Source organism: Streptomyces kanamyceticus, from assembly GCF_008704495.1.
GTDB classification, from domain to species: domain Bacteria; phylum Actinomycetota; class Actinomycetes; order Streptomycetales; family Streptomycetaceae; genus Streptomyces; species Streptomyces kanamyceticus.
Window position 1 is genome coordinate 5,136,756 of sequence record NZ_CP023699.1, and the last position, 14,507, is coordinate 5,151,262.

Here is a 14,507-nt window from a genome sequence, read left to right on the forward strand (position 1 = left end):
TCCATCGTACGGCCGTACGGGAAGGGGTCCCAGAGGCGTAGGACCACTTACAGCGCGTGCCCGGGGCCTCACTCTGGCCGGGCGGACTACTCGAAGCGCGCCGCCAGGATCACCACGTCCTCGTCGCTGTCCACCGCGTCGAGCCCCTCCGGCAGCACGGTGTGCAGCACGTGGTCGGCGATCGCCCCGGGGTCGTCCCTGATGCCCTTGGGCACGCTCGCGGCCGCCGCGTGCAGCCGCGCGAAGGCCCGGTCCATCGGGTCACCCGTGCGGTGCAGCAGCCCGTCGGTGTAGAGAAGCACCGTTTCTCCGGGCTCCGGACTGATCTCCACGCTCGGCGCCTCCCAGCAGGCGAGCATCCCGAGCGGCGCCGAAAGGGAGGTCTCCACGAACTCCGTGCGCCGCTCCCCGATGATCAGCGGCGGACTGTGCCCCGCGCCCGCGAGCACGACCTTGCGCAGGGCGGGCTCGCAGTACGCGAAGAGCGCCGTCGCCGATCTGGCGGGCTCGGTCAGGCGCAGCAGCAGCTCCAGATCGGAGAGGACGGCGACGGGGTCCTCGCCCTCCATCACGGCGTACGCCCGAAGGCTCGCACGCAGCCGCCCCATCGCGGCCACGGCGCTGGGCCCGGAGCCGGTCACGGAGCCGACCGCGAGCCCGAGCGCGGCGTCCGGCAGCGGCAGCGCGTCGTGCCAGTCGCCGCCGCCGCGCGGTCCTGTGCGGTGCCGCGCCGCGAGCTGTACCCCGGCGACCCGGGGCAGCCGCGAGGGCATCAGCTCCTCGCGCAGGGTGTCGACGGTGGTGCGGGCGCGGTCGAGATCGATGAGCCGCGCCAGGTGCTCGGTGGCGTGGCGCGTGTAGAGGCCGACGAGGTGGCGCTGGCGCTCGGTGGGCTCGGCGGGCTCGTCGTACAGCCAGACCGCCGCGCCGATCCGGCCCGCGTCCTCGGTGGCGAGCGGCAGGGCGTAGCTCGCCGCGTAGCCGATGCGGGCCGCCACCTCGCGGTGGCGCGGGTCGAGTCCGTCGTCGGCGAGCAGGTCGGGCTGCGCGATCTCGGCGGGCGGGTTCGCGGTGCCCGACGCGTCCAGGATCCTGCCGTACGACGTGGCGCCGCGCGGCACCGTCTCGATGTGCCCGAGGTCGGCGCGCGCGAGGCCGAGGCCGACCGTGGTGGCGGGGCCGAGTCCGTCGGCGGGTTCGATGACGACCAGTCCGCGCCGGGCGCCGACCAGCGCGGACCCGGCGCGCAGCAGCTCGCGCAGCGCCTCGTCGAGCCCCGGCGTGCGCGTCAGGCGCTCGATGAGTTCGTGCAGCGTGGTGAGATCGGAGACCCAGCCCGCGAGCCGGTCCTGGATCAGCGCGCCGGGTGGGCCCGGTACGGGAGAGTCGTCCGCTGAGGGTGTGACGGGTGCGCCGGGCGCGGCAGTGTGCGCGGGTGACGGAACTGTGGAATCGATTCCGGCCACTTTCGGAAGGTGCGGGGCGCTCATGGCTGACGGCTTTCCGGCTGGTGCGTAATGCTCAATAGCATCGCAAACCCCCATGTCGTTCTGCGCCGCTAGCAATGTCTCCAGATGTACACGCACTGGTGAGGGGATGTCCAGCATTGTCCTGCTGGGATTCCTGGTGTCCGTGGTAATTCGGTGAACTACTGGCGATCTTGAGAACTTGGCCGAAAACTGTGCCAGGGAAGGGCATATTGCGGTCGACTGAGGTTGTTCGGTAGAGCGTTACAGCGGTCGTGATGGGTACGTACTCGGTGATGGCCAGGGGCAGTTGGGATCCGTCCGGAACCTGGCGAACGACCGGGGCGTCTTAACTCACGACGACCGTGCCCCATCCTCCCGTGGCGGAGGCGGCAGAAATATCGCGGGACGGCAAACGCCAGGCGCCGCCACCCCACGCCACGTCAACGCTCGGTTCAGAGTGGTTCCCCATGCCGCAGGCTGGGATCGGATGTGCCAGTTCGTACGTACAGCGAAGTGATCCACACATGGTGTGATGTGGCCCGCAGTCTCCCCGGCGTAATCGCCGGCGTGCAACGGAAAGGAACGAGCGCTCATGCGCGAGATCCTCGGAAGGCGACGCAGGCTCCTGTCCTGGCGAACGGGAAGGAAGCCCGGCCGTAACGCCGGACAACTCGGCGCGGCCCTGACCTTCGCGACCGCATGGCGGTGGCCCGTACTGCCCGGCGTCGGACTCGACCGACGCGACGGCACCCGGTGCGCCTGCCCCGACCCGGAGTGCGTGGTGCCCGGCGCGCACCCCCTCGACCCCGGCCTCCTCGCGGCCACCACCGACGAGCGCATGGTGCGCTGGTGGTGGACCAACCGCCCCGGCGCGCCCGTCGTGCTCGCCACCGGCGGCAGCGCCCCCTGCGCCGTCAGCCTGCCCGCCGACGCGGGCCTGCGCGCCCTCGCCGCACTCGACGAGGCGGGCATCAGGCTCGGCCCCGTGGTCGCCACCGAGACCCGCGTCTACGTGCTCGTCGCGCCGTACTCCATGGCCCAGTTGGGCGAACTGCTGTACGCCAAGGACTGGGTGCCGGGATCCCTGCGCTTCCACGGAGAGGGCGGTTATCTCGCCCTGCCCCCCTCCGGCACCGGTCAGGGACAGGTCCACTGGGAGCGCGCGCCGCTGCCGGGCTCCGCGGCCCCCTGGGTCCCCGGCGTCGAAGCGGTGGTGGACGCCGTCGTGGACGTCCTCACTCGTACGGGTGTGAGCGCGCCCGAGTTGTAGGGGAAATGGGCGCGCGGCGAACGGGCCGCGCGCCAACTGTCGTTATCTTCGGGGCATGCAACCCCGCCTCATGGTGCTCCTGGGCGTCGTGGCCGTCACGGCTCTCCTGCCGCTCGCCGGTGCCGCCGCGGGGCCGGTGGGCGACGGTGACGCGAAGTCGCCCCCTGCCACCCCCTCGCACGCCCCCTCGGCGCCCGCCACGCCGTCGCCGTCGGCGAGCCCCGAACCCTCGCTGCTCGCCGGACTCGGCGTCGCCACGGCCGCCCGCTGCGGCCCCGAACTCTCCTCGCCGGACGGCGTCGAGGCCCAGACGTGCGTCCTCAGACAGGGTCACGACACCTGGGCGCGTACCTATTACCGCAACGCCACCGGAGAGCAGCTCGCGGCCGTTCTGACCGTGATGGGCCCGGTAGGGCGCACCGTACAGATGCACTGTGCGGTGGGTACGGAGGACGAACCGCGAGCCTGCGAGACGCCGCGCGAGCGGTCGGCGGGAGCGGCCGCGGAGTACTCGGCGGTGGCGGAGTTCGCGGCGGGGGACTCGGGCTCGCTGCTGCTGCGCTCGGGCAGCAACTCGGCGGCGCCTCAGGGCAGTTGAGCCCTGAACAGGTCCCGGGCATGGAAGGGCCCGGTTGCTGGCGACGGGGGATGCACCAGCAACCGGGCTACCAGAACGGTAACAAGAGATCGGCTCCTGGCAAATTCGATCTCAGTTATCCGGACAGGGATTTACCTGCCGCTACGGGGAGTTGTGACAGGAGTCACGCGTTCTACACCGACTGACTGGTGGGTCAGCCGCGAACGCGCGTCACGGCTGACCCAGGCGTCAGCTGAGCGTCACCTGGCGGTTGGTGAGGCCACCGCGCGCGCGGCGCTCGTCGGGCGTCAGCGGGGCGTCGGTGGCGAGCGCCGCCGCGAGCCGCTCGGCGAACTCGGCCGCGGGCTTCTCGATGTCGTCGGCGCCGACCCCGCTCGGCAGGTCCCACACCGGCACGGTCACGCCGTGCGCCCGGAAGGAGCCGACCAGGCGCGTGCCCTCGCCGAGGCTCGACGTGCCCGCCGCGTGCAGCCGCGCCAGCGCGTCGAGGAGCTGCTCCTCGGGGTGCGGCATGACCCAGCGCAGGTGGTTCTTCTCCGGCGTCTCGCACCAGTAGGCGGCGTCCACGCCGGTGAGCTTCACGGTCGGGATGGCCGCGGCGTTCGCCCGCTCCAGGGATGCGGCGACCTCCGGAGTGGCGTTCTCCGCGTCCTGCACCCAGAACTCGAACCCCGCGTGCACGGCGGGCTCGAAGGCGCCCGCCGGGTCGAGGACGTCCTGCAGCCGCGGTCCGTCGGCCGGTGCGCGGCGAGCCTGCACCGGCGTGCCGGGATCGGCCTCCAGGGCGCGCCGCAGGGTGTCGGCGAGGTCGCGGCTGATGTCGCCGGACGAGGTGTCGTTCTGCAGGCCGAGCAGGACCGCGCCGTCGTCACGGCGCAGCGCGGGCCACGCCATCGGAAGGACCGTCGCGAGGGACACCGAGGGCACGCCCTCCGGGAGCCCGCCCTTGAGGTGCAGCTCGACGGTGGCCGCGGGCACCAGCTCGCGCAGCGCGACCCAGTCGCACTCGCCGGGCAGGCCCTCGAACGGGCGCTGCACCAGCTCGGTCACCGCGTGCGCGGCGGTCCGGCCGTGGCAGGCCTTGTAGCGGCGGCCCGAACCGCACGGGCAGGGCTCACGGGCCCCGACCACCGGGATCTCACCGTCCTTGAGCTGCGGCTGCTGCTTGCCCTTGGTCTGAGGGCGCTTCTTGGCCATCTTGGGTGTCTCCCGGCTACGGCTCTCTTGCGTGTCTCTTGCGTACGGCCGCGAGCCTAGCCGTTGGCGGAATCAGTCCAAGTCGTCGAAGGGGTCCGCGAAGGCGAGCTCCGGCAGCGCGGCCGCCGAAGGGGCGGCGACGCGCGTAGCGAAGTCCTCGTGGCGGTGCCCCGCGTGAACGACGACCCAGACGGTGACCTCGCCGTGCACGTCGTCGCGCACGCCCCACGCATCGGCCAGTGCCGTGATGATGTTGAGCCCGCGGCCGCCGCGCGCGGTGACCGACGGAGTCGCGGGCACCGGGCGGGTCGGGCCGCCGCCGTCCGTCACCTCGACCGTGAGCCGCCCCGTCTTGTCGACGTGCCAGGCCGCTCGCACGTCGCCGTCGCCGACCATTCCCCGGCCCAGCGGCCTGCCGTGCCGGTAGGCATTGCTGAGCAGTTCCGACAGAACCAGTACGGCATCGTCGATGACCGTCTCCGACACCCCGCGGACCCGCAACTGATCACGCATCCGGTGTCTTGCTTCCCCCACGCCCGCAGGGCCATGAGGTATGGCCATGCTCGACGACGTGGGCACCTCCTGTGCCACCACCAACGCCACCCCCGAGACCTCCTTCGCCCCACGCCACGGTGTGGATGCCCCAATGGACTGGACCGGAAACCGGCCAATCCACGTGCGGTGACGCACTCGTAACGATCGAATACGGACCGAACGCGCCGGTGCACTCCCTGTAACGAAAGTCAGCGGTGTCCCAGACGGGACAGCTGGGACAGGATTTGCTTGGGACGGTTGGTGATGATCGCGTCGACACCCAGTTCCGCGCAGAGCTCGACGTCCTCCGGTTCGTTCACGGTCCAGACGTGCACCTGGTGGCCCGCGCGCTTCAGTTTGGCCACGTAGGCGGGGTGGTTGCGCAGGATCCGCATGCCGGGGCCCGCGATTCCCACGCCCTCGGGCAGCCGCCCGTCGCGGTGGCGCGGCAGGACGAACTGCATGAGGAAGACGGTCGGCAGGGTCGGCGACGCGGCCCGCACGCGGTGCAGCGAACGCGCCGAGAAGCTCATGACGCGTACCGGCGAAGGACCCTGCGCGGGCGGCGCGTCCAGGCCGAAGCGCTTGAGGAGCAGCAGCAGGCGCTCCTCCACCTGACCCGCCCAGCGGGTGGGGTGCTTGGTCTCGATGGCGAGCTGTACGCGGCGCCCCGAGGCATTACTTTCGGCCACGAGCTCAAGGAGTCGCTCCAGCGTCAGGACGGAGGTGACCTCGTCGCCGGCCGAGCCCTCCCAGTCCGGGCCCTCCCCCTCCGCGACCTCGTCGTGGTCCTTCTTCCAGGAGCCGAAGTCCAGGGCGGCGAGCTCGGCGAGTTCGAGCGCGGAGACGGCTCCTCGGCCGTTCGACGTACGGTTCACACGTCGGTCGTGGACGCAGACGAGATGGCCGTCCGCGGTGAGCCGGACATCGCATTCGAGTGCGTCGGCGCCGTCCTCGACTGCTTTCTTGTACGCGGCCAGGGTGTGTTCGGGAGCGTCCTCGGAGGCTCCGCGGTGGGCGACGACCTGGATCTGGTGCTGTCGTGCGAAGGTCACCGCGTCATCGTGCCATCACGTGGTACCCGCGGGCTCGCCCGAGGGGGCGTCCCGGGACGCCGGACACACAGGATCGGCTTATGGTGCCCTGACAGCCCATGGGAAAAGCTGACTGCAGACAGATGCACAGTTGGCACAGCCAGGCCGTGACCGAGAACGACAGCGCCGACAGCAACGACAGCGACGACAGCATGGACCGAGGAGAAGAGCTGTGAGCACCGAGAACGAGGGCAACGAGGGCAACGCGGTACCTCCGGCCCCGTCCGCGCCTCCCGTGCCGGTGGACACTCCCGCTGCTGCTTCCGCCGAGTCCGCTCCCTCGGGTCCCTCGGGGGATCCGTACGCGGCGCCCGCTGGGGACGCGGCGAGGGACGTGCCGCCCGCGCCCACGGGGGACGTGCCGCCCGCTCCCCCCGGACACCCTGAGAACACTGGCCACTCTGGTCACCCGGTTCCCGCTCCCGCGGGGCCCCCGGCCCAGGGGGCGCATCCCGTCCCGGCGGGCGCCACCGGGCACTACGCGGGCGCTCCGGCGCACGCCGCGCCCGCCGCAGGATCGGGGAGCTGGCCGCCCCCGCAGCCGCCCGCCATGCCGTCGTACGCGACGGGGGGCGGATCCGGCTCCGGCTGGGGCGCCTCGTACCACCCCGAGGAGCCGAAGCCCGGCGGCCGACGCGGCGGACTCGTCGCCGCGGTGCTCGCGGCCGCGCTGCTCGCCGGCGGCGTCGGCGGCGGCATCGGCTACTGGGCGGCGGAGCGGAACGACAACGACACCGGCTCGACCACGGTCTCCGCGTCGGACACGCCCGCCGACCTCAAGCGCGAGCCTGGTTCGGTCGCGGGCATCGCCAACAAGGCGCTGCCGAGCGTCGTCACCATCGAGGCGCAGAGCGGCGGCGGCGAGGGCGGCACGGGCACCGGCTTCGTCTACGACAGGCAGGGCCACATCCTCACCAACAACCACGTGGTGGCGTCGGCGGCCGAGGGCGGCAAGCTCCAGGCGACGTTCTCGAACGGCAAGAAGTACGCCGCGGAGGTCGTCGGCAGGGCCGAGGGTTACGACGTGGCGGTCATCAAGCTCAAGAACGCTCCCGAGGGCCTCAAGCCGCTTTCGCTCGGCGACTCCGACCGGGTGGCGGTCGGCGACTCGACGATCGCGATCGGCGCCCCCTTCGGGCTTTCGAACACGGTGACGACGGGCATCGTCAGCGCCAAGAACCGCCCGGTGACGTCGAGCGACGGCGGGCAGGGCGGCAAGAGCTCGTACATGAGCGCGCTGCAGACCGACGCGTCCATCAACCCGGGCAACTCCGGCGGCCCGCTCCTGGACGCGCGCGGCGCGGTCATCGGCATCAACTCCGCGATCAAGCCCGCCGACAGCGGCGGCGGCCTCGGCGGCTCGGGCCAGTCGGGCTCCATCGGCCTCGGCTTCGCGATCCCGGTGAACCAGGCGAAGAACGTCGCGCAGCAGCTGATCAAGACGGGCAAGCCGGTCTACCCGGTGATCGGTGCCTCGGTCGCCCTGCAGCAGGACGGCACGAACGGCGCGACGATCTCCCAGGACGGGGTGAACGGCGCGGCCGCGATCACTCCGAACGGCCCCGCGGACAAGGCAGGGCTCAAGCCCGGCGACGTCATCACCAAGCTGGACGACACGGTGGTCGACAGCGGTCCGACCCTGATCGGCCAGATCTGGACCCACAAGCCGGGCGACACGGTCAAGCTCACCTACGAGCGCGGCGGCAAGGAACACACGGTCGACGTGACCCTGGGCCAACGCAAGGGCGACAGCTGACCCGACGACCGACCCGCTAGTCTTGTCCCCGCGCCATCCCGGATCTCCGGTGACCGGCGCGGGGTGGGTTGCCCGAGCGGCCTAAGGGAACGGTCTTGAAAACCGTCGTGGCGCGAGTCACCGTGGGTTCAAATCCCACACCCACCGCAGCAGGTCAGCGTATGGGCTGGTCAGAAGGGTGTCTCTCACTGAGAGGCACCCTTTCTCGTGGGCGGCTGTCTCACCTTGATCCGCGACTGTCACGCCGTTGGCCAGGGTGTGTCACCGCTTCATAGCGCATCTCCAGCGCCCTCGACCGCATCTCGACGGCTTCCGCCTGCATGCGATGGGTACGGTCCGACGTCTGCTGGACGCCGAGGCGCAACTCCTCGTATCGGGCCACCAGAACTTGATGATCGGCGTAACGCATCATCACTCCGCAGCTTTGGGAGAGCGGTCGCGGTCCCAGCACACAGTGCCGCGCGAGTTCCCCGCGTGGTAAGGCGCAACCATGGCGCTGTGACGCATGGTCGGTGGCTTGATGGTCGCGCCCGGCGCCTGAATACTGATGAGGGTGGGCACTGAACCGTCAGACCGGTCAACCTTCAGTGATGTCGTCGGCGCGTGGGCGGACACTGCCGGTGAGCGCGACCGTCGAGCCGACGATCGAGACACCACAGCCGACGATCGCGAAGCCATCGCCGACGATCGCGAGGCCGTCGCCGACACGCGAGGCCGTCGCCGACGCACGTGAACGGGCCCTGAACGCTCGTGAGGAGCACACGGACCGACAGGCCCGCCACCTCGGCGAAGATGTCCCGAGCTTCTTGCAACGTTCCCAGGAAGCAAGCGACAGGGCACGGGCACTGCTCGCGGCCAGCGAGGCCCGATTGGCGCGCGCCAACGCCAACTTGGCTCGCGCGGCGGCCATCGAAGCGCGCGAGCGATGAGCCTTGCGCCAAGAGGTCGCCATCTCAGCCCACTTGCTCGGCACGACAAGTCCGTCGCGGCAAAGCAATCTGGACCTCTATGTGCAGCAACTCCAGGCGCGATACCTCACCGCCTCGGGCAATCTGGCCGACGCGCACGACATGGTGGCCCAACATCACGAACGCCTCGCACAGGGGGAGGCGTCAACTGCGGACGAACACCTCGGCCTCGCCCGCCAGGCCCGCCAGGCGGCACTGCGCATCCGCACGGCTGCCCACCAAGTCAGCTACCCGGAGGGCGACGTCCCGTCCGCCGGTCTGCCGCCCGAGGCCGGCCACGCGCCGTGAGGAGCAGGTGGAACGCGGCCGAGATTCGGCGGTACGGCCGCCTCATGCGGCGGGGCGCAGGAGGGCACAGCAGGAATGCACCCACCCCTTCCGCAGTCCGGCCTGTCGCACTTGTCAGACTGCTCGGGTGATCGTCAGACCCGCGCAGGAGCGTGACCTCCCGAGTTTTCTTGCCTTGGCCGCCCAGGTCGAGCACTGGTTCGGCCCGATGGTCGAGGAGCCCGGCTTCCATGACGCCGTGAACGAGCACATCCGGCGGGAGACGGCGCTCGTCGCCGTCTCCGCGGAATCGAGCCTCCTCGGCGGGTTGTTGTTCGACGCGAAGCCGCCTGTCTTTCACGTCGACTGGCTGGTGGTCGCGGAAGAGGGCCGTGGCAGGGGCGTCGGTCGCGCGCTGATGGCCGAGGCATCACGCCGGTTCGTACGGGGGCCGGGCACCGTCGAAGTGGTCACCTTCGGAGCCGACCACCCAGGTGCTGTTTCCAGTGGCGCTCGCGTCTTCTACGAATCGCTGGGCTTCACCCCCGCCGAGGCGACGGAACCGGGACCGGAAGGTGGGTCACGGCAGATCTATCGGCTGTCCGTCAGCTGAGTCACGCGAGGACACTCGGGTGAGCCCGGCCTTGGGTGCGGGGTTGTCGTGGCTGTCGCGGCGGGCGCGGCGGGCTCCGACCAGCAGCAGGACGCACGCGAGCATGAAGAGCGGCCAGGGCGTGAACGGGAGGACCACGGCGTCGACGGCGGTCCAGGCCGCCAGCGTCCAGCCGATGAACGTCGGCGGGGTGATGCCGCGGCGGTCCAGCCACAGCACCGTCAGGCCGATCAGGACGAGCGGGGGGCCGAAGCTTTCCAGGCTCAGCCAGTACGCGCTGCCCGCCGGGCTCATGTCGGCGAGGTCCTCGCTCCGCAGTCCGCCGCTGAACCACGTCCCGGCGTGCCGCGCGGCTTTCTCCAGGGTCAGGGCGAGGACGGTGTGTGCGGCTCCGAGCAACGTGATGATCCAGCCGGCCCATTTGATCATCCGTGTTCTCCGTTCTCGTCGCGAAGTCGGAACCATGGTTCCGGTACTGTCGTTTCGATACTCTCGTTCCGTATAGTGCGGGCATGACGGCGAGAAAGCAACGGGGCGGACGCCCCCGAGACAGTCGCGTGGACGACAAGATCCTCCGGACCACCCGCGAGCTGATCGACGAGGTCGGCTACCCGGCACTGACCGTCGACCAGGTCGCGGCGCGCGCCGGAGTGGGCAAGGCGGCGATCTACCGCCGCTACACGTCCAAGGCCGAGATGGCGTTCGCCGCCACCATGTTCGAACAGCAGCTGCCGCCGCTGGCCGGCACCGGCTCGCTGCACGGGGACCTGCTGGAGCTGGTCCGCGCGTTCCACGTCCGCATGGCCACCCCGGCAGCCCGACAGCTGGCACCGGTCCTCATCAGCGAAATCGCCGTCAACCCCGGGCTGGATACGCGGTTCCAGGAAACCTTCCTGGCCGCGGAACAGGCCCTCTTCGCCGACATCATCGAACAGGCCGTGGCCCGCGGTGAGTTGGCCGGGACCGTCGACCCCGCGATGGCCCACCTGCTGCTGCTCGGCGCCCTGGCGTCCGCCCTGTACATCATCAACCTGCCCGTCGACGACGCGATGGTCACCGACCTCGTCACCGCGGCCACGGCGGGAATCACCGCCCTGGCCGACCGGCACCACAGCGCCGCCGACGGGGCAGCCGAGCCGCACGCGGAGTGACGCGCCGACGGCTCACCCGATTGCCCGCCACGGGATTCCTTCGTCCGGCGCCTGCGAGATTCTCCTCAGAGGATGCCGGGGCGGCGTCGAGCCACCTCTCCGATGTGTGATCCGATGTGCGAAGGGACGCCATGAACCGACTCGGAGCCGCAGTCGTCATCGGGACGTTGCTCACCGTCCTCGTTCCGGTCACCGCGGCCGAGGCGGCGCCGGAGCGGGGCCGCTCCGGCGCCGCCGCGTGCACGGCCGACACCGGGCCCTACCAGTGGCAGCTGGAGCGCTATCTGGGCAGGAAGGCCGACGGCAGGCAGTCGGTCGCCGACTGCGAGGCGATCCGGCGCTTCCAGGCGAAGCACGAGGTCCGTCCGGCGAACGGCTACGCGAATCTGTGGACGTACCGCATGATGCTGGTGGCGCAGGCGGGCAAGAACCCGAACAAGGCCGGAAAGTGCCCTGTGCGGAGGTTCAAGGTGGTGTGCGTGGACATGAACCGGCAGCTGCTGTGGGTGCAGCGCGGGCGCAAGGTGCTCTTCGGCCCCGTCCCGATGAGGACCGGCAGGGACGGGCGGGAGACCCGCAGGGGATGGCACCGCATCTACATGAAGCGGAAGATCTTCTTCTCCAGTCTGTACAACAACGCGCCGATGCCGTACTCGCAGTTCTTCGACCGAGGTCAGGCGCTGCACGGCACCCCGCACGACCTGTACAACGGCGGCGGCTCGGCGGGCTGCGTCAATCTGCGATTGCCCGACGCGAAGCGGCTGTGGACGCTCCTGAAGGTGCGCAATTGGGTCTACGTGTGGGGCACCAAACCAGGGACGGTCCGGGGCGACCGGGCTGACCTGGGCTGACCTGGGCATGTTCCCGTCCGGCCGCCGGTCAGCGCAGCTGGTCGCCGAGGGACCCGCCGGGGGGCGGGGCGGCGAGGACGTACCCCACGGCGGAGGCGCGGTGCTCGACGAAGGCGTTCATGGCGTCGCCGGTGGCCAGCCGTTCCTGGACGCGGACGAACAGGGCCGGGTCGCGCATGTACGCGAGGAAGAGCAGGCCCTGGTCGCCCGCGCCGTCGTCGTAGGAGTAGCCGCGGCGCAGTATCCGGGCCCCGCCGTCGAGGCGTGAGTGGGCCAGGCGCACATGGGCGTCGGCCGGAATGTCGTACCGGCCTCGCGGGGACTTGGCGTACAGGTCCACCGGATCGTGCTCGCGCTGGGCCCCCAGGGGGGCGCCGCTGGCGCGGTGGCGGCCGAGGACCTGTTCCTGGTGGGGCACGGGCAGGGCCGTGAAGGCGTCGACGGTCATGTGGATGCGGCGGTAGACGAGATAGGTGCTGCCGTCGCCGTCCCACACCCAGCGGGTGAGTTCGCCGGCCGCCGGGTTCTCCGTGCCGTCCTTGAACCCGAAGAGGTTGCGCGGGGTCTGCCCGGTGGCGTGGGCCGGCAGGAACCCGGTCTGCCGCCAGCGCGGGGACAGGACGCCCGCCGCCCTGGAGGTCAGCCGGGTGGCGGCGCGGTCGCAGGCGGCCGCGTCCTGCCCGCAGAGCTGGACCAGGACGTCGCCGCCGCCCCGGTCGGCGTCGAGGCGGTCGCGCGGGAAGCGCGGCAGGTCCTTGAGCCGGGACGGCGCGGTCAGGCCGAGCCCCCGGTAGAGACCGGGCCCGGCCGCAACGGTCAGGGTGACGTCCGGGGCGGGCCGCGACCACCAGGCGGACAGGGCGCGGCGGACGGCCGCCGTCGTCGGCCGGGTGGGCGCCAGGTCGTAGGCGGCCAGCAGGACACGGGCGGGTTGCGGAGTGGCGATGCCGTGCTGGACGCGGGCGAGCGGCCTGCCGTCGGAGGCGTCGGGGGACTTGGCGGAGGGGGCGCAGGCGGCGGCCGCGGCGAGCGGAGCGACCAGCAGGGCGCGGCGGCGGGGCGGGGGCAGGACGGTCACCAGGACTCCAGGGCAGGGAGAGCACAGGGTCTGCCGGACGGCGCGGCGTGACGATACACCTTCCCCCCATGCGATCTCTTGTCAGGAAATGCCGGACACATCGATGGGGTTCGAGGGCCGGGTGGATCGCGGCGCCGGCCGCGGTGGCGCTGCTCGCGCTGGCCGGGTGCGGATCCACGGGCGCGGACGGCAAACCAGGGCCGACCGGACCGCCCGCCGTGCTGCGGGTGCCTGCCCAGTACCCGTCCATCCAGCAGGCCGTCGATGTCGCCCGATCCGGGGACGTGGTGCTGGTCTCTTCGGGTGTTTACCGGGAGAGCGTGGCCGTGCGACGGCCCGGTGTGGTGCTGCGCGGCGCCGACCGCGACAGGACCGTCATCGACGGGCAGTTCACCCGCGCCAACGGCATCACCGTCACCGGCGCGCGATCGGTGGTGGAGAACCTGACCGTACGCAATCACCTGGCGAACGGCGTGCTGTTCACCGGCGTCACCGACGAACGGCTGCAGGGCAGGGGCGCGGGCGGCGCGGGCTACAACCCGCTGGACACCACCGAGTTCCCGCCGCTGAAGGGCTTTCGGGCGTCGTACGTGACCGCGTACAACAACGCCCTGTACGGCATCTACGCCTTCGACGCGCGCAGCGGCCTCATCGAGCACTCCTACGCCTCGGGGCAGTCCGACTCGGGCATCTACGTGGGGCAGTGCGACCCGTGCGACACCGTGGTGCGGCACAACACCCTGGAGCACAACGCGATCGGCATCGAGGTCACCAACGCCTCGCGGAAGCTGTACTTCCTGGCCAACACCGTGCGCCACAACCGGGTCGGACTGACCGTCAACTCCAACAACCTCGAAGCCCTCGGTCCGCAGCACGAGGCCGTCGTGGTCGGCAACACCATCACCGGCAACAACGACGACCGCAGCCCGGAGCAGGCCGACGGCGGCTTCGGGATCGGCATCGGGATCGGCGGCGGCACCCGCAACCGCGTCGAACGCAACCGCATCGAGGACCACCGCGTGGCCGCGCTCGTGCTGCGCGACGTGCAGGGCTATCCCGTCCGGGGCAACAGCGTCAGGAACAACGCCGTCGGGGGCGGCACCGCGCTCGTCCTCGCCGCCTCCCGCACCGGAGGCAACTGCTTCACCGGCAGCGGCTCCGCTCCCACCAGCCCGCGGTCGCTGCCGTCCGCCATGGCCTCCTGCCCGGGGCGGGACGTCCCGCTGTCCGCTCCGGGCGCCACCCCGTCGGTGGAGGTCCCGCCCGGGGTGTCGTTCAAGCAGGTCGCCGAGCCGCCCCCGCAGCGGCCGATGCCGGGGGCGCGGACCGCCGGGGCGCGACCCGCCGCGGGGCTGCCGGGGCCGGTCGCCCTGGAGCGCTATCGGCAGCCCGCACCGGTCACCGGCTGACGGCCGCAGGGGCGCGGGCCCGCCCGGCCGCGGGCTTAGGCCGGGCGTGGGCACATCTGCCGCTGTTCGGGGAGACACCCCTGGCCGTTCAGCGGAGTCCGGGGTGTCGGTAACGGTCTCGCACGGGTGTTTTGGCTATGCCGGAACGGGTTCGCTTGTCCTATGAGGCGAGCGGACGCGATCCGTCCAGCTCCCTCACACATGGAGAGACGTTGCTGAGAAACCCAGATCCGGCTCGTCGCGACAGACGCC

At 71.4% G+C, this 14,507-nt stretch carries 15 protein-coding genes and 1 tRNA gene; 10 read left to right on the forward strand and 6 right to left on the reverse strand.

What is annotated here, in order from left to right; translation table 11 throughout:
- Positions 1 to 86 precede the first annotated feature (86 nt).
- Positions 87 to 1,607 carry a PP2C family protein-serine/threonine phosphatase gene (locus tag CP970_RS21780; RefSeq protein WP_079043648.1) on the reverse strand — a complete coding sequence of 507 codons (1,521 nt, stop codon included), beginning with the start codon at positions 1,605 to 1,607 and terminating at the stop codon, positions 87 to 89.
- Positions 1,608 to 2,061: 454 nt separating this feature from the next.
- Between CP970_RS21780 and CP970_RS21785 the strand changes: the two genes are divergently transcribed.
- Together CP970_RS21785 and CP970_RS21790 are read left to right on the forward strand one after the other, a co-directional pair.
- Positions 2,062 to 2,739 carry a bifunctional DNA primase/polymerase gene (locus CP970_RS21785; protein WP_055549547.1) on the forward strand — a complete coding sequence of 226 codons (678 nt, stop codon included), beginning with the start codon at positions 2,062 to 2,064 and terminating at the stop codon, positions 2,737 to 2,739.
- Between the two features lie 55 nt (positions 2,740 to 2,794).
- The gene (locus CP970_RS21790; protein WP_055549549.1) at positions 2,795 to 3,337 is read left to right on the forward strand and encodes a hypothetical protein; all 543 of its coding nucleotides are present in this window, start codon (positions 2,795 to 2,797) and stop codon (positions 3,335 to 3,337) included.
- Positions 3,338 to 3,565: 228 nt separating this feature from the next.
- Here CP970_RS21790 and CP970_RS21795 read toward each other — a convergent pair whose 3' ends face one another.
- The 3 genes from CP970_RS21795 to CP970_RS21805 form a co-directional block, all read right to left on the reverse strand.
- The gene (locus CP970_RS21795) at positions 3,566 to 4,534 is read right to left on the reverse strand and encodes a DUF5926 family protein (protein WP_055549550.1); all 969 of its coding nucleotides are present in this window, start codon (positions 4,532 to 4,534) and stop codon (positions 3,566 to 3,568) included.
- 72 nt (positions 4,535 to 4,606) lie between these two features.
- A complete protein-coding gene (locus CP970_RS21800; RefSeq protein WP_079043649.1) occupies positions 4,607 to 5,224 on the reverse strand; it encodes an ATP-binding protein in 618 nt (205 codons plus the stop codon).
- 53 nt (positions 5,225 to 5,277) lie between these two features.
- On the reverse strand, positions 5,278 to 6,123 hold the full coding sequence (locus CP970_RS21805) for a glycerophosphodiester phosphodiesterase (RefSeq protein ID WP_055549554.1): 846 nt from the start codon (positions 6,121 to 6,123) through the stop codon (positions 5,278 to 5,280).
- 211 nt (positions 6,124 to 6,334) lie between these two features.
- Here CP970_RS21805 and CP970_RS21815 point away from each other — a divergent pair, with 211 nt between their 5' ends.
- From CP970_RS21815 to CP970_RS21835, 5 genes are all read left to right on the forward strand, one after another.
- Positions 6,335 to 7,918: a S1C family serine protease gene (locus CP970_RS21815; RefSeq protein ID WP_055549557.1), complete on the forward strand. Its 1,584-nt coding sequence runs from the start codon at positions 6,335 to 6,337 to the stop codon at positions 7,916 to 7,918.
- Positions 7,919 to 7,980: 62 nt separating this feature from the next.
- Positions 7,981 to 8,065 (forward strand) — tRNA-Ser (locus tag CP970_RS21820).
- Between the two features lie 473 nt (positions 8,066 to 8,538).
- Entirely contained in the window at positions 8,539 to 8,847 is a 309-nt protein-coding gene (locus CP970_RS21825; protein ID WP_150493747.1) for a hypothetical protein, read from the forward strand.
- Between the two features lie 81 nt (positions 8,848 to 8,928).
- On the forward strand, positions 8,929 to 9,174 hold the full coding sequence (locus CP970_RS21830) for a hypothetical protein (protein ID WP_150493749.1): 246 nt from the start codon (positions 8,929 to 8,931) through the stop codon (positions 9,172 to 9,174).
- Positions 9,175 to 9,301: 127 nt separating this feature from the next.
- The gene (locus CP970_RS21835; protein ID WP_055549565.1) at positions 9,302 to 9,766 is read left to right on the forward strand and encodes a GNAT family N-acetyltransferase; all 465 of its coding nucleotides are present in this window, start codon (positions 9,302 to 9,304) and stop codon (positions 9,764 to 9,766) included.
- Here the strand turns inward: CP970_RS21835 and CP970_RS21840 are convergent.
- Positions 9,734 to 10,195 (reverse strand): DUF6463 family protein, encoded by a 462-nt coding sequence (locus tag CP970_RS21840; protein ID WP_055549567.1) that lies wholly within the window; start codon positions 10,193 to 10,195, stop codon positions 9,734 to 9,736. The two genes, CP970_RS21835 and CP970_RS21840, sit on opposite strands and share 33 nt — an antisense overlap.
- 83 nt (positions 10,196 to 10,278) lie before the next feature.
- Here CP970_RS21840 and CP970_RS21845 point away from each other — a divergent pair, with 83 nt between their 5' ends.
- Positions 10,279 to 10,917, forward strand: coding sequence for a TetR/AcrR family transcriptional regulator (locus tag CP970_RS21845; RefSeq protein ID WP_224058589.1), 639 nt, complete (start codon positions 10,279 to 10,281; stop codon positions 10,915 to 10,917).
- A gap of 131 nt (positions 10,918 to 11,048) precedes the next feature.
- Positions 11,049 to 11,768: a L,D-transpeptidase gene (locus tag CP970_RS21850; RefSeq protein ID WP_055549571.1), complete on the forward strand. Its 720-nt coding sequence runs from the start codon at positions 11,049 to 11,051 to the stop codon at positions 11,766 to 11,768.
- Positions 11,769 to 11,796: 28 nt separating this feature from the next.
- Here CP970_RS21850 and CP970_RS21855 read toward each other — a convergent pair whose 3' ends face one another.
- A complete protein-coding gene (locus tag CP970_RS21855; RefSeq protein WP_191094941.1) occupies positions 11,797 to 12,846 on the reverse strand; it encodes a Dyp-type peroxidase in 1,050 nt (349 codons plus the stop codon).
- A 68-nt stretch (positions 12,847 to 12,914) separates the two neighbouring features.
- On the opposite strand from CP970_RS21855, the gene CP970_RS21860 reads away from it, so the two are divergent.
- Positions 12,915 to 14,255, forward strand: a complete 1,341-nt coding sequence (locus tag CP970_RS21860; RefSeq protein WP_150493753.1) for a right-handed parallel beta-helix repeat-containing protein — start codon at positions 12,915 to 12,917, stop codon at positions 14,253 to 14,255.
- The last annotated feature ends 252 nt before the right edge of the window (positions 14,256 to 14,507 follow it).

What these genes read in the sequence shown, in the direction of transcription:
- CP970_RS21860 (WP_150493753.1), top strand. Translation starts at nt 12,915, where the DNA reads ATGCGATCTCTTGTCAGGAAATGCCGGACACATCGATGGGGTTCGAGG.
- CP970_RS21850 (WP_055549571.1), top strand. Translation starts at nt 11,049, where the DNA reads ATGAACCGACTCGGAGCCGCAGTCGTCATCGGGACGTTGCTCACCGTC.
- CP970_RS21780 (WP_079043648.1), bottom strand. Translation starts at nt 1,607, where the DNA reads ATGCTGGACATCCCCTCACCAGTGCGTGTACATCTGGAGACATTGCTA.
- CP970_RS21785 (WP_055549547.1), top strand. Translation starts at nt 2,062, where the DNA reads ATGCGCGAGATCCTCGGAAGGCGACGCAGGCTCCTGTCCTGGCGAACG.
- CP970_RS21790 (WP_055549549.1), top strand. Translation starts at nt 2,795, where the DNA reads ATGCAACCCCGCCTCATGGTGCTCCTGGGCGTCGTGGCCGTCACGGCT.
- CP970_RS21845 (WP_224058589.1), top strand. Translation starts at nt 10,279, where the DNA reads ATGACGGCGAGAAAGCAACGGGGCGGACGCCCCCGAGACAGTCGCGTG.
- CP970_RS21840 (WP_055549567.1), bottom strand. Translation starts at nt 10,195, where the DNA reads ATGATCAAATGGGCCGGCTGGATCATCACGTTGCTCGGAGCCGCACAC.
- CP970_RS21795 (WP_055549550.1), bottom strand. Translation starts at nt 4,534, where the DNA reads ATGGCCAAGAAGCGCCCTCAGACCAAGGGCAAGCAGCAGCCGCAGCTC.